Raw genomic sequence first — 17767 nt, forward strand, 5'->3', positions numbered from 1 at the left:
CACTCAAAAACGAAAGCCGTGTCCGCCGCTTCGCCCGAGCTGCGGTTGCCTTATGTCCTGCGCGAGGCTCGACTTTTACCGCCGTTTTGACACAAGTTTGCCACCGCTGACGAAAGCCTTGGTTAATCTCCACCACGCACACTGACTGCTCATCCAAAGGCCGCCCCAGATCCGCCGAAGCCGGTTCGTTGGGGCATGAATTCAAGAGACGCAGAGAAAACGATGGCAGCAGAGATTGAGTGGGTGACCGGGGTTATTAGAGCGGGCCGGAAATTCTCCGGACATGGTGACGAGTATGATTTTTCCTGCACGGTAAACCGGCGTGGAGATTGGGCCGAACTGATCGGCGGTAATGGACAGGTGACGCCGGAGATCTGGCGGGAAGTTAAGGCGGCTCTGGTTGCGCAGGGCGTGACCCACGCCCATTGGGACCGCGTGAACAACGCCCCGCGCTCGATCGTGGCCACGGACAAAGACCAGATCTCGGTTCAGCCAGAACAGCCTTGCAGTCAGGCGCTTAACGCCTGACCCGCCACGAAGGGTGCACACATTTGCATGCGCCCCGGCTCAGGCTCAGAAATGGCTAAGATCCGGAAATGGCCCAGATGGACTGACCAGTTCAAAGCCTGATCAGACTTTTGCCGAGCGTTTCCGGCAAGACATTCGGCTGCAGCCCGATAGATCTGGTAAAGGAGCTGCGCCAGATCCGCGCCGTGCAGATAGTGGCGACTTCGAACCTGCCTGTGAAGAGCGTGGCCGAACAGCTTGGGTACGATCATCGCAGGGTCTTCCGCCGCGCTTTCAGAGCGGCTTTTGGAATACCGTCCGGTAACGACCGGGCCGCAGAACAGTCCGACCGCACGAGTTGAAGCTTTAACGCAGCTTCGCGAACCCCAAAGCCGGCTAGGCGGCGTTGGCGGCGCGGTTTTGCTTGCGCTGCGCTGCGTCGCGCGTGGCCTGCAGCCATTCGCTGATGCGGACGAAGCGCCACACGGACGCGGGCGGAATATTCAGCCGGGCGCGTGACACCTTTTGAGCACGCAGTCCGAGCTTTCCGAGCCGCCGTTGAGAGACGGGCGAGACCGGTCCGTAGGTAAACTGGATAAAGTCGCCGTTTTTGCCCAGCAGCTTGAAGCTTTCCGCCAGCAGCTGCTCCTGGAATTCCGGTGGCATCGAGAGGAGCGGCAGGCCGGAGACAACGGATCCGACTTTGCCGTGGCATTCTTCGTTGAGGACTTCGAGCGCCTGCACGGCATCCATGTTCAAAATGCGTATCTCGGGAAAGCGTGCGGCCAAAACCCGGTAAAGCCGCCGGTCGCGCTCGATCACAATCAGCCGTTCGGCGGGGAGGCCGCTATCCAGCAAAGCCTGGGTAATGTTGCCGGTGCCGCCGCCGAGCTCAACAACAAAGCGGCCGGAGTCACTGTCACTGGCCTCTGCCATGGCATTGGCCAACTCCCGGCCGCTTGGCATCACCGCGCCGATCGAAAAGGGATTGCGTAACCACTGCCTAAAAAACAGCCAGTTCGCCCTGCTGCGGGTCGGTTTCATGTCGCTCTGCGTTCCATCTCCATGACGGGCTTGAAAGCCGGCGTTGTTACGTACCGCTGAGAAGGCCTGTGGTAATTTCAATCGCTGCAAAAACAATGTACCTGCCCAAAAAAAGTTTTCTGATCAAATTGGGGCTGCCGGGCGGCGAATCGCATAATATCCAACATCTTAACTTGAATCATGCTTCGGGTATAAAAGTCCAGTATTGCTTTTGTGACGGTACCTCGTTGTGATCTGAATCTGGGGCCGTACGGACGCATTACAAGAACGTACACCTGCGTTGCGCCTATTCTAAAAGAGGCCCGGGCGAACTGTCGAGCGCAAGCGGAATGCCCCGGTTGCTAATGGACTTGCCTGTTTGCGTGGCGTGGGGAATGCTGTTTGCCTCACGCGAATCGCACCTGCCTAAAACCCCTCAAAACAAGGCTTTCTCTATGATCACTGTCTACGGTATCAAGAATTGCGACACCTGCCGCAATGCACTCAAAGCACTCAAGGCCCAGGGGCGCGAACACAGTTTTCATGACCTGCGCGCCGACGGTTTGAGTGAGGCCGAGGTCACAAGATGGTTACAGTCCGCAGGCTGGGAAAAGCTCTTAAACCGGCGTGGCACCACCTGGCGCAAACTCCCGGAAGCGGAGCGGGAGGATCTCGATGAAGGCAAGGTAAAACGTCTGATGCTGGAACAGCCGACCCTGATCAAACGCCCGGTATTTGAGGTATCGGGTGAGGTCGTCGTTGGATTTGACGCCGCGGCGAAAGAGCGCCTGGAAAAACTCTGCGCTGGCTGAAACACCCTTCGTCTCATCGGATGGGCCGTGCTCTTCGAACCGCGGGCGTAGGGTTCTGGTGCTTCAGCTGTTGAATTGAATGCAGCCGAGTTTTTGCTGCAGTGCGATGAGGTGAGTGCCGACGTGGCCCGGCAGTTGAAACGCCGCGATCCCGCCGATTGAGTCTGATGGCATGCCGGCTGCTGTGGAAAAAGGCCGCATGCCTGTCCGGGCGAGAAAACAGCCTTGAAGCGTGCCTGGACGTTGCACCGGGTGCTGAGCGGTGTCCGTCTCATGCCTCCGTTAATGGAAACCCAATCCTCAAGGGCTATTCTTATCAGACTGAGCTGCATTCCCGGTCCCTGGAGCCTGCCATCGCAATAAAATTGTGCAGGTGCGAAAAGAAGGTTGCAGTCTTGTTACCAATGGTACTAGATTGTCTTTCGTAAAGTTACGTTATGAAAAAGATTTAAGTAATAATATTTCTTTTTGTGAAAGTGCAACCTGCGTTGCCAATCTGTGGATAAAGCTATGCGAGAGAAACACGGGTACTACCTGGAAGATCTGAGCGTCGGCATGACGGCGATTTTCGCGAAGACGGTGACCGACGCCGACATCGTGATGTTTGCAGGCATTTCCGGTGACACGAACCCGGTGCATCTTGACGCGAGCTTCGCAAACAAGACCATGTTTGGGGATCGCATCGCCCACGGGATGCTGTCTGCCAGCTTCGTTTCCACCGTTTTCGGCACAAAACTGCCGGGCCCGGGTTGTATATACATGAGTCAGAACCTGCGCTTTAAAGCGGCGGTGAAAGCGGGAGACACCGTGACGGCCCGCGTGACGGTGCGTGAAATCAACGAGGCCAAATGCCGGGTCGTCTTCGATACGGTCTGCAGCGTTGAGGACAAGGTCGTTATCGACGGCGATGCCATGCTGATGGTCAGCCGCCGGGCAGATGTGGAAGCGGCGTAAAGATTCCGCCCGAGACCCCGTGTTTTTCACCTGTAGCTGAACTATCGTCGGCGCGTGAGAGCGCCGCCGGTCATTCCCTATCCTCTCCCCTCATTGCGCGTTATGGTCGGTTCTCCAGCCATTGTATTGGGTTCGGATGATGACCTGGCGCCGGACGGTGCTAAATCAGTGGCGGTTTGGGTGGGTTTGTGGCAATCCGGGGCGATAACCGGGAGCGGACAAGGCGAATGACGATATTTCACAGTTCCAGGAGTGTACCGGCGAAGGCCCGCGGTGCGGTGGTCGCAATCGGGAACTTCGACGGTGTGCATTTGGGGCACCAGGCCGTGCTGGCTCAGGCGCGCGCGGTTGCCCAGCGACTGGACGCGCCGCTTGCGGTTCTGACCTTCGAGCCGCACCCGCGTTCCGTCTTCCAACCCAATCTGCCGCCTTTTCGTCTGACCCCCCTGCCGGCAAAGGTCGAGGCCCTCAAGGCCGTGGGGGTTGATCACGTCTTTGTTCTGGACTTTACGCCGGAGTTTTCCAGGCGCAGCGCCGAGGACTTCATGACTTCTGTCCTCCAGTCTGATCTGGGCGCCCATCACATCGTGGTGGGCTGGGATTTTTGCTTCGGCCACAAGCGCAGCGGCAATGCCGCGCTCTTGACGGAGCGGGGCGCAGAGCTTGGTTTCGGCGTCACGGTTACCGAGGTGGTGAAGACGGACGATGCTGAGATTTACTCCTCTTCACGGATCCGGGAATGCTTGAAAGCCGGTGATCTGGCCGGCGCGGCAGCCCTGTTGGGGCGGCCCTGGGAGGTCGATGGCATGATCCTTCACGGCGACAAGCGGGGCCGTACCATAGGTTTCCCGACCGCCAATATTTCCATGGAAGCCTATATGCATCCCAGCCTTGGGGTCTATGCAGTGCGCGCGGGCATGCGGGAAGGCGGTGATGCGGTCGGCGATGTCTATCGCTGGGTCGATGGCATTGCGAACCTGGGGCGGCGGCCGACGGTTGACGGCAGCAGGGTCCAGCTCGAGGTTCATCTTTTCGATTTTAACGAAGATCTATACGGCCGCTTTCTCCGGGTCCAGTTGATCGAATTCCTGCGCGGGGAAAAGAAGTTTGACGGCCTGGACAGTTTAAAGGCACAAATCACCTCCGACTGCGAGCAGGCGCGCCTAAGACTGGCCGAGATCCCGGCGTAACAGCCGGAGAAGTCCGGTTAGCCGCCTGTGCCGGCAGCTACTTTTCGATGATGCAACAAGAGAGAGTCTCGCGATGAGCGTTGACTACAAATCAACCGTATTCCTGCCGCGCACGGATTTTCCGATGCGTGCCGGCTTGCCGAAACGCGAACCCGAAATCCTTGCGCGCTGGGAGGAAATTGGCCTCTTCAAGCGGCTGCGCGAGGAGTCCAAGGGGCGTGAGAAGTTCATTCTTCATGATGGACCGCCCTATGCCAACGGCCACCTCCACATGGGGCATGCCCTGAACAAGGTGCTGAAGGACATCATCAACCGCTCGCAGCAGATGCTGGGCAAGGACGCCCACTACGTGCCGGGCTGGGATTGCCACGGCCTGCCGATCGAATGGAAGATCGAAGAAGGTTACCGGGAGCGCGGGCAGGACAAGGATGAGGTTCCGGTCCTCGAATTCCGCCGGGAATGCCGGGAGTTCGCCGAAAAATGGGTCAAGATCCAGACACAGGAGTTCAAGCGGCTGGGCGTTGAAGGCGACTGGGAAGAGCCTTACACCACCATGAACTTTGCCGCCGAAGCCCAGATTGTGCGCGAAATCGGCAAGTTTCTGATGAATGGCGGCCTTTATGCCGGGGCCAAGCCGGTGCTTTGGTCGGTGGTGGAGAAGACCGCGCTGGCCGACGCCGAGGTCGAATATCACGATCACAAGTCGCCGACGATCTGGGTGCGCTTCCCGGTCGTCGAGGGCCCGGACAATCTGAAGGGCGCTTCGGTGGTCATCTGGACCACGACGCCCTGGACCATCCCCGGCAACCGCGCAGTCGCCTGTGGGCCCGAGTTCGATTACATCGGGGTCGAGGTCAAGGCTGTCGGCGAGAAGAGCCGCGCCAAGGTCGGCGAGAAGCTGTTGCTTGCCAAGGAACTCTATGCCGCCTTCGCCGAAAAGTGCGAAATCACCGAGCACGAGGTCTTCTGGCAGGGGGTTGGTTCCGAGCTTCTGGGCCTGCGCTGCGATCACCCGCTGGCGTCCGCCGGGTATGACGCGGGCGCACCGGTCCTGAATGGCGACTTCGTGACCACGGAAGCGGGCACCGGGTTTGTGCACATTGCGCCGGGTCATGGCGCGGACGACTTCGAACTGGGTAAGGCCAACGGTCTCGAAATCCCCCAGACCGTGGATGCGGACGGCAGCTTCTTTGCGCATGTCCCGCTCTTTGCCGGTTCAGTTGTCTATACTAGTGAGGGCAAGGAGGGCGACGCCAACGGCAAGGTGATCGGCGCATTGATGGAGGCCGGTTCGCTGATCGCCAAGGGCAGCCTGCGCCACAGCTATCCCCATTCCTGGCGCTCGAAAGCGCCCCTCATCTTCCGCAATACGCCGCAGTGGTTCATTTCGATGGAAACCAACGATCTGCAGAAAAATGCGGTGAAAGCCATCGAGGACACCACCTTTGTGCCTGCGTCGGGCCGAACGCGTCTGCTGTCTATGGTCGAGAACCGGCCGGACTGGTGCGTGTCCCGCCAGCGGCTCTGGGGTGTGCCTCTGCCGATCTTCGTCGAGAAGGCCAGCGGCGAACCCCTGCGTGACGCCGCCGTCGTCGAGCGGGTGGCGAAAGCCTTTGAGGAAGAGGGCGGCGATGCCTGGTTCAACAGCGATCCTTCGCGCTTCCTGGGCAACGATTACAACGCCGAGGACTACGAGCAGATCACCGACGTGGTCGAGGTCTGGTTCGATTCCGGCTGCACGCACTCTTTCGTGCTGGAAGCCCGGCCCGAACTGCAATGGCCGGCTTCGCTCTATCTCGAAGGCTCCGACCAGCATCGCGGCTGGTTCCAGTCGTCGCTGCTGGAATCTTCCGGTACGCGCGGACGCGCGCCCTACGACGCGGTCCTGACCCATGGCTTCCTGATGGATGAGAAAGGTCATAAGATGTCCAAGTCCCTCGGGAACGGCATCGATCCGCAGGATGTCATGAACGAGAGTGGCGCGGATATCATCCGCCTTTGGGTGGTGGCGTCCGATTACACGGCCGATCTGCGGGTTGGACCCAAGATCCTGCGCTATCAGGTCGACGCCTACCGCCGCCTGCGCAACACCCTTCGCTTCATGCTGGGTGCGCTGGAAGGCTTCTCCGAAGAGGAGCGCCTGCCCGCGGAAGAGATGCCCGAGCTGGAGCGCTGGGTGCTGCACAGGCTCAACGAACTGGACCGGCAGGTACGCAAGGGCTGTGAAGGCTATGATTTCCATGACCTTTACAAGAGCCTGCATAACTTCTGCGCGGTCGATCTCTCTGCCTTTTACTTCGATATCCGCAAGGACACGCTCTACTGCGACCGTCCGGATTCCCAGCAGCGCCGGGCCTGCCGTACGGTCATCGACCATGCCTTCAACTGCCTGGTGACCTGGCTGGCGCCGATCATCTGCTTCACGGCGGAAGAAGCCTGGCTGGCACGGGGAACCGGTCCCGAGGAGAGCGTGCATCTGCGGCTCTTCCCGGATGTTCCTGCCGAGTGGCACGATGCTGCGCTGGCGGAAAAATGGTATGCAATCCGCGAAGTTCGCCGTGTCGTAACCGGCGCGATCGAGCTGGAACGGGCGGGCAAGCGCCTGGGGTCAAGCCTTCAGGCCAAGCCTGTTGTGACGATTGGTCGCCCTGAACTGATGGAAGCGGTAAGTACGGTTGATATGGCAGATATCGCCATTACATCTGACCTGGCTCTGGTTGCCGGAACCCCGCCGGAAGACGCCTTTACTCTGGAAGATGTTGCCGGCGTCGGTGTGAAGGTGGAAATGGCGGAGGGCGGCAAGTGCGAGCGCTGCTGGAAGATCCTTCCCGAAGTTGGAAGCTTCGAGAGTGCGCCGGGAACCTGTGCGCGCTGCGCCGATGCGGTCCAGTATTATCGTGCGGCTGCTGAGTAGGGGCTTTCCGCGAGCTGGAGCACTGAATAGGGTTTGAGTGTTGGAATATCCCCCTGATGAGCCAGATGTATAAGCTGACCGCCATTCTGGCTGTCGTTGTGTGCGCTCTTGATCAGTTCACAAAGTGGCTGATCCTCGAAGTCGTGATGCAGCCGGTCCAGACTTTTGAAATAACGGGCTTTTTCAACATCGTTCTGGCTTTCAACCGGGGCGTCAGCTTCGGCCTCTTCGGTAATGACGCGGCCATAATGCCTTACATTCTGAGTGCTGTGGCTGCCGTTATCGTCGTTGCGCTGCTGGTTTGGCTGCGTGAACAGGATCAGAAGGCCAATGCCCTTGCCGTGGGGCTGGTGGTTGGCGGTGCGATCGGCAATGTGATTGACCGGCTTAGGATCGGCATGGTGGTGGACTTTCTGGACTTCCACCTGGCCGGCTGGCACTGGCCGGCTTTCAATGTTGCAGATACCGCGATCTTCCTGGGTGTCGCCGTCCTGATGTTTGCCAGCTTGTTTGGCGGCGTCAGTGAGGGTAAAAGGTAAGGATTAAAGCAGATTGCGTTTGATTTGACCCAGCGTTCGCAGACTCTCGATCAGCACAGAGCTGATTTCGAACGCAAACTTTTAAACCTCGTTGCTCAAGGCAAACGCAAAACGCTGTAGTGGGAGGAACGTTATGTTTCTGACAAAGTCATTTCGCATTTTCTGCCTGGCTGGCGCGGCGCTGTCGCTCACTGCCTGTGAAAATGTCCGCTCCGAACTGGGGCTGAACAAACAGTCGCCGGACGAGTTCCGCGTGGTGTCCCGTGCGCCGTTGAGCCTGCCACCGGAGTTTACGCTGCGCCCGCCTGAGCCCGGCGCTGTGCGTCCTCAGGAAGGCACTGCCACAGATCGGGCCAAACGCGCTGTCTTTCGTGCGGACAATGCCACAGGTCCGACGTTGGACGAGCGTATTCCGGCCGACGGTCGCTCCCTTGGCGAACGTTCGCTTCTGATGGCCGCCGGAGCCGACAAGGCCGAGCCGGGAATTCGTCAGATCGTGGACCGCGAAACAGGCCGCCTAAACGAGGAAAATGACAGCTTCGTCAATGATCTGGTGTTCTGGCGGGACCAGCCGCCGCCGGGTGAGGTGATCGATGCGGAAGGCGAATCTCAACGGATCCGTGAGAATGCCGCGCTGGGGCGCTCTGTAACATCAGGTGAGACCCCGACGATTGTCCGCGAAGAGAAAGCCTTCCTGGAAGGTATCTTTTAAGCGCCCAACATGCTGCCTTCCGCAGGTTAGCTGTAAAATTCCAAGGCCCGCCCGACTTTGCGTTGGGCTGGCCTTTTCTTTACGCACGGCGCAATCTCTTGATCCAATCGCGTTTTGATCTCCTGGGTATTGAGTTCCCGCAGTTTGATCTCTGGAGCTTTTAATGCAAGCCATTCGCATTGACCTGCTGGAATTCAAGCATATGTGATGCTCTGAACTCGCGCCTTTGCTTGAGGCGCTGAAAGTAAACGCCATATTAACCATAATTCGCTAACCTGATACCGGTCGACCTCGCCCTTCCATTCGCTTTTTTTCCGGGAAAGCCATGCCCCCAACTTCACGCTCGACGCCGCTCCGACTTCCCTCCTGGCTTCAAGTTCTGGCTCTGTCTTTCGCCGTTCTGGGTGCCATTGTTTGGATGGCCGGACAGGCTGCCGCCCGGGTTTTCGATCCGGAAACCTTCACTTTGGATAACGGGATGCAGGTCGTGGTGGTGCCGAACCACCGGGCACCGATCGTGACCCATATGGTTTGGTACAAGGTCGGCGCAGCGGATGAATCCGCGGGTGAGTCCGGTAATGCCCACTTCCTTGAGCATCTGCTCTTCAAAGGCACCAAGACGCTGGCGCCGGGTGAGTTCTCCGAGATCATTCAACTGAACGGCGGACGTGAGAACGCCTTTACCAGCCAGGACTACACGGCCTACTTCCAGACCATCGCGCGCGACCGCCTGGAAATCATGATGAAGCATGAGGCGGACCGGATGACCAACCTGGTTCTGACCGATGACGTCGTGGCGTCGGAGCGGGACGTGGTGATCGAGGAGCGCCGCAGCCGGACAGACAACAATCCAAGTGCCAAGCTTTTCGAGACGATGCAGGCGGCACTCTATCTGAACCATCCCTACCGTCTGCCGGTTATCGGCTGGCAGCATGAGATCGAGGCTCTGAACACCGAGACGGCTCTGGCCTTTTACCGCAAATGGTACGCGCCGAATAACGCGATCCTGATCGTCGCCGGTGATGTGACGGCCGAGGAGGTCCGGCCACTTGCGGAGAAATATTACGGCGTTATCCCGGCGCGTGATGTGCCGGAGCGGGTGCGGATTGAAGAGCCCCCGCAGACCTCGGCGCGCCGGGTGATCCATGAGAGCCCGAGGGTCCGCCAGCCCTTGCTTGCCATGACCTATCTGGCCCCCAGTTACCGCAGGGGTGAGACCGAACATGCCTATGCATTGCAGGTGCTGGATGAAGTCTTGAGCGGCGGGTCCACCAGCCGGCTCTACAAGTCTCTCGTGGTCGACAAAAAGCTCGCGGTTTCGGTCGGCAGCCGCTACAGCGCGAGCGCGCTGGATCTGAGTGACTTCAACTTTTATGCCTCACCTCAGCCGGGTGTTGAGCTTGAGGCGCTGGAAGCGGCATTGCGAGCTGAAATCGATGCTGTTCTAAAGGATGGTATCACAGCCAAGGAACTGGCGTCAGCCAAGCGCCGCAAGCGCGCCGAGTCGGTCTACGCCCGTGATAATCTGGGAACCGCGCCGCGTATCATCGGTATCTCGCTGGCCACGGGCCGGACCATCGAGGAAATCGAAAGCTGGCCGGACCTGATCGATGGCGTGACTCTCGAACAGGTGTTGGCTGCCGCCCGCGCCGTCTTCAGGGATGAAAGTTCCGTGACTGGCCTCCTTCTGCCGAAACCGACGTCGTGAAACGGGATAGATTTATGAAACTCTCAAACCTCTCGGCGTCCTCGGTGCTGCCAAGCATGGAAAAAACCCTCTCCGGACTGGCGGCTGGCTTCGCACTGGTGCTTGCCGCGGCCGCGCCGGTATCGGCCGCAGTTGAAATCGAACGGGTGGTCAGCCCGGGCGGTATCGAGGCCTGGCTGGTCCAGGATCACCGGAATCCTATCATCGCCATGGAGTTCTCGTTCAAGGGCGGTGCCGCTTTGGATCCGGCCGACAAGGCCGGGCTCTCGACTATGACGGCTGCGCTGATCGATGAAGGCGCGGGAGAACTCGACTCCCAGGGCTTTCGCGGGCTCATGGATGAAAACTCAATCGGTCTGAGCTTCAACGCGGGGCGGGACGAGTTTTCTGGATCTCTGCGCACCCTGGCGGAGACCAAGGATCTGGCCTTTAACCTGGCGCGCCTTGCCCTGACTTCGCCCCGTTTCGACGAGGAGGCTGTCGCGCGCATCCGCAGCCAGATCATGGTTGGCCTGGAACGCGAAAAGGAGTCGCCGGATGCGATCGCGGGTAAGGCGCTTCGGACGCTGTTCTTCGATGATCACCCCTATGGTCGCTCAAGCGGAGGCACCGTTGAGACCGTCCCGGCGATCACCGTCGGGGATATGCGTGCGCTGGTGCGCGAACGCTTCTCTCTGGATCGGCTGAAGATCGCTGTAATCGGTAGTGTGACGCCGGAAGAACTCGCGACTCTGCTGGACCGTACTTTCGGCGAACTTCCGGCGACCTCGGATTTGCCCGTCGTTCCCGACGTTGCGGTCGCTGGTACCGGGGATGTCATTGTGGTCGACAAGAACCTGCCGCAGAGTGTGGTCACCTTCGGGCATCAGGGCGTGAAACGTAGCGACCCGGACTACTACGCGGCCTATGTGGTGAATTACATCCTGGGTGGCGGGGGGATGTCCTCACGGCTCTATGAGGAAGTTCGCGAGAAGCGCGGTCTGGCGTACTCGGTCTACAGCTATCTTAACCCGCTGGATCATGCGGCTCTGCTGGTCGGCGGGGTTGCGACGCAAAACGCCCGGGTGTCGGAATCACTGGAGATCATTAAGGCGGAGTGGAAACGGATGGCGGAGGAGGGGCCAAGCGCCCAGGATCTTGCCGACGCCAAGACCTTTCTGACCGGATCCTTCCCGCTGCGCCTCTCCGGATCGGACCGGATCGCGGGCATGATGCTCGGTATGCAGATCCAGGGTCTCGGTATCGATTACCTCGAGCGGCGTAACAGCTACATCGAGGCGGTGACCCTGGAGCAGGCACAGCGCGTCGCGGCGGAACTCTTCAAGCCGGAGGCTCTGACCGTCGTGGTGGTGGGGCGCCCCGAGAATGTCACCGCCACCCGTGCGGCGCCGGACGGCAGTTCCTGACCCTCTGACACGAACAGTTATCTGTGCGGTAAGGGTCAGTGCTGTGAATGCGCTGGCCCTTGTTGTTTCTGAGCAGGAAACGGCTTTTTGACCGCCTGCTTCCCTGTTAGTTTTACGTTCCTCGCAGGCAAGGCGATTCGGACGCCTGCTCCAGCGTAAAGCGACGACATGACCACAGCTGACCAAGACATCAATCTGACGACCGGCCAGGGCGCAGAGGAAGGCCTGCAACGCCGGGTATTGCGCCGCCTGCCCAACACGCTGGTCAATCAGATCGCGGCGGGCGAAGTCATCGAGCGGCCGGCGGCCGCGGTCAAGGAACTGGTCGAAAACGCCATCGATGCCGGGGCGCGCCATATCGATGTGGTGATGCGCGACGGCGGACGGGCTTTTCTCTCCGTCGTGGACGACGGTTGCGGCATGACGGCGGAAGAGCTGATGCTGGCGGTCGAGCGCCACGCGACCTCGAAACTGCCTGCCGATGATCTGGTCGATATCAGGACACTGGGTTTTCGCGGCGAGGCCCTGCCTTCGATCGGCGCCGTGTCACGCATGACGGTCAGCAGCCGCCCGCCGGGCAGCGAAGAGGGTTGGAGCCTGAGCGTCGAGGGCGGCAGCGTTCTGCCCGCGGTGCCCGCGGCGCAAGCGCCGGGGACACGCATAGAAGTCCGCGAGCTCTTCTATGCGACGCCGGCACGCCTGAAGTTCCTGAAGACGGCGCGGACCGAGATCAACCACGCGCAGGATGCCATCAACCGTCTTGCCATGGCGCATCCGGAAATCGGCTTCACCCTGTCGGATGAGAACCGCCGTATCATTCGCCTGGCACCCGCCAGCGGTGACCTCTTCGAAAGCCGTTTGAAGCGGCTCTCGGCGGTAATGGGCCATGAATTCTCCGACAACGCTTTGCCGATCGAAGCGGAACGGGAAGGCGTGCGGCTTTCCGGCTACATCGGCCTGCCGACCTTGAACCGGGGGAACGCCCAGCATCAGTATCTCTTCGTGAATGGCCGGCCCGTGCGCGACAAGCTGCTGCACGGCGCGGTCCGCGGGGCCTATCAGGATTTTCTCGCGCGCGACCGCCATCCGCTTGTCGCCTTGTTCGTGGACCTGCCCGCGGAGATGGTTGACGTCAATGTGCATCCCGCGAAGACCGAAGTGCGCTTCCGGGAGGCGGGGCTGGTGCGGGGGCTGATCGTCGGGGCCTGTAAACATGCCCTGGCCGCCGCCGGGCACCGGGCCTCGACCACGGTCGCCTCGGCGGCCCTGGGATCTTTCACGCCGGGTGCCGGCGTAAGCACTGCGCCACGGCAATTCCAGGGCAATTATAGCTGGCAGGGCGCTGGTCGCTTGCCTTCAGGCATGTCGGAGGCGGTTTCCGGCTATCATGCCCCGCTGCCCGGTTTCGATGCGGCGCCCGGAGCCAATACCTCACCGCAGGCGATGCCGGACTACGAGGGGCAGGGTGGCGCCCCCGGCTTTGGTGGCGGTACTGCCGGCACAGCGGAACAGGAGGGGCTTGAAGCCTATCCCCTGGGCGCGGCGCGCGCGCAGCTTCACGGCACCTATGTCATCGCGCAGACCCGCAACGGCATTGTCATCGTCGATCAGCATGCGGCGCACGAGCGCCTGGTTTACGAGCGCATGAAGGAGCAGCTTGAGAAGACCGGCGTTGCACGCCAGATGCTGCTGATTCCCGAAGTGATCGAGTTGGAGGAAACGGCGGTCGAGCGGCTGACCGCCCGCGCGGAGGAACTGGCGGAACTCGGCCTGCATCTGGAAGCTTTCGGCCCGGGCGCCGTGGTGGTGCGGGAGGTGCCGGCGCTGCTGGGTGAAGTTGATGTTCAGGGCCTTTTGCGGGATCTGGCCGACGAACTGGCGGAACTTGGCGAAGCCCTGGCGCTGCGCGAGAAGCTGGAGCATGTCTGCGGCACCATGGCCTGCCACGGGTCGGTGCGGGCAGGCCGCAAACTCAACGGGGAGGAGATGAACGCATTGCTGCGGCAGATGGAAGCGACGCCGCATTCCGGGCAGTGCAATCACGGCCGCCCGACCTACGTCGAGCTGCAACTCGCCGACATCGAAAAACTCTTCGGGCGCCGTTAATCCCCTATGGCGCGTCTTTTTACCTGTATTTTTATCGACCTGCTCGGGTTCGGCCTGATCGTGCCGCTGCTGACCTTCATGGCCTTGCGTCTGGAGGCCTCGCCGCTCGAAGTCACGGTGATGATCGCGAGCTATTCGCTGATGCAGCTCTTCGCAGCGCCGCTCTGGGGTCGGGCGAGTGACCGCTGGGGCCGCAAACCCGTCCTGCTGATCAGCTTTGCCGCCACCACGACCGCGTTCCTGATGCTGGCGTTTGCGCAGTCCTTCTGGGTTCTGGTGGCGGCGCGCGCCCTGGCGGGTGCGCTGAGCGGCGATCTCTCCGCAGCCCCAGCCTACGTGGCGGATATCACGACGCCGGAGCGCCGGGCGAGAGGGATGGGGATCCTGGGCGCCGCTTTCGCCATGAGTTTTATCGTCGGCGCGAGCTTCGGCGGATACCTGTCGGAGCTGAACGTTACGGCCATGCTGTTCGATGAGACCGCGACCGGTCCGGATTACTTTTTTCCGCCGCTTCTTGCAGCCAGCTTCTCCATGACGGCTTTCTTTTTTGCGCTGTTTTTCCTGCCCGAATCCCACAAGATCAGCTCCAAGGCAGAGCGCGTGGCCGCCGCCGATGCGGCACGTGCATCCGCGCTGGGCCGGTCGCTGGTGGATCGGATGATTGAGTCCCTGCGTGCGCTGTACTATCCGAACCTTGCGCTGGTGACGGTTATTCTCTTTTTGGTCGGCTTTGTCTTTGCCCATATGGAATCGACCCTGGCGCTTTGGGCCGACGTTGCCTTCGGTTGGGAAGCGCGGGAAGTCGGATACCTCTTTGCTTTTGCGGGCGTGGTTGCGGTGATCTTTCAGGCTGGATTACTCGGTCCCCTGACCCGGCGCTTCGGTGAAGCGCGGCTGATCGTCTTCTCCTCGATCCTGCTGGGCGTCGGCATGGCTCTGGTGCCCAGTGCGACGACTGTGACCCAGGTTCTGCTCGCCATTGCGTGTCTCGCGGCGGGCTTCGGTCTGGGCAACCCCTCGATCCAAAGCCTGATTACGCAGCTCAGCCGGCCCGAGATTGCCGGTGTGGCCCTCGGGATGGGCCAGGCGGCCAGCAGCCTTGCCCGCGTGGTCGGTCCCCTCTGGGCCGGATTCCTGTTTCAGAAGATCGGACCAGACTGGCCCTATATCGCCGGTGCCTGCTTTATGGCGGTGGTGTTCTTTCTCGCGGAGAACTTACGGCGGCGGGTACAGACGGCGGACGACGCTGTTTGAAACACGCGTCGTCCTAAAGCTTGCGCAGAAAGATCAAGCGGGCTTTTCCGTACTTTCGATTGTCCAGTTCCTCGAAACCTTCCGGCACCTCGAAGGACTCCTGCGCCATGAGTTCCACGACCACGAGTGCAGCAGGTGCGATCCAGCCGGCGGCGTCCAGGGCCAGGATCGCGGGGCGCGGCAGGTCCTGATTGTAGGGCGGATCCATCAGGATGATCGAGCAGGCTTCACGCGCGGGCGGCGGACGCAATACATCGGCCTGCAAGACGTCGCTGGTGTTTTCCTCACCCAGGGACTTTACGTTCGCGCGGCAGGCGGTAAGCGAAGCCGCGAGGTTTTCCAGGAAGGTGACTTTGGCAGCGCCGCGGGACAGCGCCTCGAGTCCCAGCGCACCAGTGCCCGCGAAGGCATCCAGCACCTGCGCGTCGATCAGCGGATTGCCCTCTTCGGCGAGTTTACCCTGGCAGAGAATGTTGAACATGGATTCCCGGGTGCGGTCCGCAGTCGGGCGGACGGTAAGTCCGTCCGGTGCATCGATGGGCCGTCCCCTATGTCGTCCGCCGACGATTCGCATTTTTACCTCCCCGCTTCGCTGGTGCCGCAGGCGTTTTTGACGTGCGCGTGGCCGCTTTGCTGCTCAGCTTGCGGCTGTTCGTGCTGCTTTTGCGTCCTCCGCCTTTGGTTTTCCTGGTCGTGGCATCGGTGAGGTCCGTTGCGCCTTTTGGCAGGCGCGGTTTTGATTTTGCCGGCGGTCGGCCGGCGCTTGTTCGCCCCGGACTCGTTTTCGCAGTGCCTGGTTTTTCGCCGCCCGCTTTGCCTTTCAGTCCAGCCTTTACCTTGTTGCGGGCAGGCCTGGTCGTGCGGGTCGGCTTCCCATCCGGCGCTGTGGACGCAGGTGCGGCGTCTCTGCTCTCGACACCCAGCTGGTCGCGCAAAATGCGCGCCGGGATGCTCTCGATCTTGCCCGGTGCCAGGTCGCCGAGCTGAAAGGGGCCGTAGGAGACCCGGATCAGCCGGTTGACGGTCAGGCCCAGGTGTTCGCAGATCCGCCGGATTTCCCGGTTCTTTCCCTCGCGCAGGGTCATGGCAAGCCAGGCATTGCTGGCCGCCTGGTGCTCCAGCTGGGCTTGAATCGGGCCGTAATTGACACCCTCGACCGTGATGCCTTTTTCCAGCGCCTTGATCTGAGCCGGATCGACCCGGCCATGGACCCGCACCCGGTAGCGGCGGGACCAGCCGGTGGAAGGCAGTTCGAGCTTGCGCTTGAGCTCACCGTCATTGGTGAAGAGCAGAAGACCTTCTGAGTTGTAATCCAGACGCCCGACAGGCTCCAGACGCGGCAGATCGCGCGGCAGGCCGTCGAAGACCGTCGGCCGGCCTTCGGGATCTTTGCGCGTCGTCATCACGCCCCTGGGTTTGTGAAAGCGCCAGACGCGGGTCTGCTCCGGGGCGGGCAGGGGCTGGCCGTCAACGACGATCGATTGATCCGGAGTGACCACGACGGCGGCGGTGTCGAGTGTTTTGCCGTCGAGCTTCACCCGTCCCTCAGCAATCCAGCGTTCCGCATCCCGGCGGGAGCAGAGCCCGGCGCGCGCGATGATCTTCGCGATGCGCTCGCCTTTTGACGCTTTGGCGGCGTGGGGCTGGTCGTCCTTTGGTGTTTTGAAAACAGTGTTCTGCGTGCGCGGTGTTTTCTCGTACGTACTTGCCTTGGCGGGGCGTACGTTTCCGGACTTCGCACTTGGAGCCGTTGTCTTGCGGGCGTCTCGTTTCTTACCGGCCCCTTGTCTCTTGCTAGGCATGAATTGCGTGTCTTTCGTCTCGCGCACGGCTGGCGCTGATAAAGGCATTCAGGATCGCGTCGTCGCCCGGGGAAATCGAAAACTCGGGATGCCACTGCACGCCGAGGCAGAAACGATAAGCCGGGGCTTCGATGCCCTCGATCACACCGTCACCGGCCGTTGCATTGACGATGACACCCGGGCCAACCGACTTCACGGCCTGATGGTGGGCCGAGTTCACCGCGAGGATCCTGGTCTTGCAGATCTGGTGCAGGAGGCCGCCGTCGAGCAGTGTCACCTCGTGCCCGGCTTCATCGCGCGGATTGGGTTGCTCGTGGGCAAGAGGTTCCGCGATCTCATCGGGAATATGCTGAATGAGTGTGCCACCCAGGACTACGTTCAGGAGCTGCTGACCACCGCAGATTCCCAGAACCGGGATATCACGTGCAAGAGCACCGCGCGTGATCGCCAGCTCAAAGTCCGTGCGCCGGGTCTTTGTGGTCACCGTCTCATGCCGGGCGTTGGCGCCGAAGAGTGCCGGATCGACATCGAAGGCGCCGCCCGTAACGATCAGGCCGTCAAGCTGCGCAAGATAGTGTTCGGCGAGATCCGGTTCATGCGGCAGGGCGATCGGCAGGCCGCCCGCCTTCACGACTGCGGCACAGTAGTTCTGCCGCAGCGCATACCAGGGAAACTTCGACCAGCCACCGGCCTCTTCGGAATCCAGGGTAAGACCCACGACGGGCCGGTTCGGGGAGAGATTGTCGGACATGGCGCGAATGTAGGCGCGCCGGCAGGCCGGAGCAATAGCGCGCTTTGCCTCTGCTGCTTGAGAGCGTCGCGCCTTCGTCTTGACCAAGC

General features: G+C 61.0%; 17 protein-coding genes. 12 read left to right on the forward strand and 5 right to left on the reverse strand.

Annotation, left to right across the window (positions count from 1 at the left end):
- The first annotated feature begins 222 nt into the window (after window positions 1-222).
- The gene (locus tag FKG95_RS02180) at window positions 223-528 is read left to right on the forward strand and encodes a hypothetical protein (protein WP_142894664.1); all 306 of its coding nucleotides are present in this window, start codon (window positions 223-225) and stop codon (window positions 526-528) included.
- Here FKG95_RS02180 and FKG95_RS30090 read toward each other — a convergent pair.
- Window positions 510-779 carry a hypothetical protein gene (locus tag FKG95_RS30090; protein ID WP_246116656.1) on the reverse strand — a complete coding sequence of 90 codons (270 nt, stop codon included), beginning with the start codon at window positions 777-779 and terminating at the stop codon, window positions 510-512. The genes FKG95_RS02180 and FKG95_RS30090 overlap by 19 nt on opposite strands.
- Between FKG95_RS30090 and FKG95_RS30415 the strand changes: the two genes are divergently transcribed.
- Window positions 714-869 (forward strand): AraC family transcriptional regulator, encoded by a 156-nt coding sequence (locus FKG95_RS30415; RefSeq protein ID WP_425456737.1) that lies wholly within the window; start codon window positions 714-716, stop codon window positions 867-869. The two genes, FKG95_RS30090 and FKG95_RS30415, sit on opposite strands and share 66 nt — an antisense overlap.
- A 34-nt stretch (window positions 870-903) precedes the next feature.
- On the opposite strand, the gene FKG95_RS02190 is transcribed toward FKG95_RS30415, so the two are convergent.
- Entirely contained in the window at window positions 904-1551 is a 648-nt protein-coding gene (locus tag FKG95_RS02190) for a class I SAM-dependent methyltransferase (RefSeq protein WP_142894665.1), read from the reverse strand.
- Between the two features lie 434 nt (window positions 1552-1985).
- Here FKG95_RS02190 and FKG95_RS02195 point away from each other — a divergent pair, with 434 nt between their 5' ends.
- From FKG95_RS02195 to FKG95_RS02240, 10 genes are all read left to right on the forward strand, one after another.
- The gene (locus FKG95_RS02195) at window positions 1986-2342 is read left to right on the forward strand and encodes an arsenate reductase (protein ID WP_142894666.1); all 357 of its coding nucleotides are present in this window, start codon (window positions 1986-1988) and stop codon (window positions 2340-2342) included.
- A gap of 510 nt (window positions 2343-2852) precedes the next feature.
- The gene (locus tag FKG95_RS02200) at window positions 2853-3296 is read left to right on the forward strand and encodes a MaoC family dehydratase (RefSeq protein WP_142894667.1); all 444 of its coding nucleotides are present in this window, start codon (window positions 2853-2855) and stop codon (window positions 3294-3296) included.
- 227 nt (window positions 3297-3523) lie between these two features.
- Window positions 3524-4486: a bifunctional riboflavin kinase/FAD synthetase gene (locus tag FKG95_RS02205; protein ID WP_142894668.1), complete on the forward strand. Its 963-nt coding sequence runs from the start codon at window positions 3524-3526 to the stop codon at window positions 4484-4486.
- Between the two features lie 73 nt (window positions 4487-4559).
- A complete protein-coding gene (ileS, locus tag FKG95_RS02210; protein ID WP_142894669.1) occupies window positions 4560-7400 on the forward strand; it encodes an isoleucine--tRNA ligase in 2841 nt (946 codons plus the stop codon).
- 56 nt (window positions 7401-7456) lie between these two features.
- Complete coding sequence (lspA, locus tag FKG95_RS02215; protein WP_342779189.1) at window positions 7457-7939, forward strand: signal peptidase II; 483 nt, start codon at window positions 7457-7459, stop codon at window positions 7937-7939.
- A 133-nt stretch (window positions 7940-8072) separates the two neighbouring features.
- Entirely contained in the window at window positions 8073-8651 is a 579-nt protein-coding gene (locus tag FKG95_RS02220) for a DUF3035 domain-containing protein (protein WP_142894670.1), read from the forward strand.
- Between the two features lie 325 nt (window positions 8652-8976).
- The gene (locus FKG95_RS02225; RefSeq protein ID WP_218940043.1) at window positions 8977-10359 is read left to right on the forward strand and encodes a M16 family metallopeptidase; all 1383 of its coding nucleotides are present in this window, start codon (window positions 8977-8979) and stop codon (window positions 10357-10359) included.
- A gap of 14 nt (window positions 10360-10373) precedes the next feature.
- Window positions 10374-11765 carry a M16 family metallopeptidase gene (locus FKG95_RS02230; protein WP_218940044.1) on the forward strand — a complete coding sequence of 464 codons (1392 nt, stop codon included), beginning with the start codon at window positions 10374-10376 and terminating at the stop codon, window positions 11763-11765.
- A gap of 168 nt (window positions 11766-11933) precedes the next feature.
- The gene (gene mutL, locus FKG95_RS02235; RefSeq protein WP_142894671.1) at window positions 11934-13871 is read left to right on the forward strand and encodes a DNA mismatch repair endonuclease MutL; all 1938 of its coding nucleotides are present in this window, start codon (window positions 11934-11936) and stop codon (window positions 13869-13871) included.
- Between the two features lie 6 nt (window positions 13872-13877).
- The gene (locus tag FKG95_RS02240; protein ID WP_142894672.1) at window positions 13878-15125 is read left to right on the forward strand and encodes an MFS transporter; all 1248 of its coding nucleotides are present in this window, start codon (window positions 13878-13880) and stop codon (window positions 15123-15125) included.
- Between the two features lie 13 nt (window positions 15126-15138).
- Here FKG95_RS02240 and rsmD read toward each other — a convergent pair whose 3' ends face one another.
- The 3 genes from rsmD to FKG95_RS02255 are packed head-to-tail and all read right to left on the reverse strand — an operon-like array spanning window position 15139 to window position 17678.
- Entirely contained in the window at window positions 15139-15699 is a 561-nt protein-coding gene (gene rsmD / locus FKG95_RS02245; RefSeq protein WP_142894673.1) for a 16S rRNA (guanine(966)-N(2))-methyltransferase RsmD, read from the reverse strand.
- On the reverse strand, window positions 15674-16927 hold the full coding sequence (locus FKG95_RS30375; RefSeq protein WP_142894674.1) for a pseudouridine synthase: 1254 nt from the start codon (window positions 16925-16927) through the stop codon (window positions 15674-15676). Before FKG95_RS30375 ends, rsmD begins: the two co-directional genes overlap by 26 nt.
- Window positions 16920-17678, reverse strand: a complete 759-nt coding sequence (locus FKG95_RS02255; protein ID WP_142894675.1) for a gamma-glutamyl-gamma-aminobutyrate hydrolase family protein — start codon at window positions 17676-17678, stop codon at window positions 16920-16922. The genes FKG95_RS30375 and FKG95_RS02255 overlap by 8 nt, the downstream gene beginning before the upstream one ends.
- Window positions 17679-17767 lie beyond the last annotated feature (89 nt).

The sequence above is a fragment of the Denitrobaculum tricleocarpae genome (genome assembly GCF_007004665.1).
Taxonomy (GTDB): Bacteria; Pseudomonadota; Alphaproteobacteria; order Kiloniellales; family Kiloniellaceae; genus Denitrobaculum; species Denitrobaculum tricleocarpae.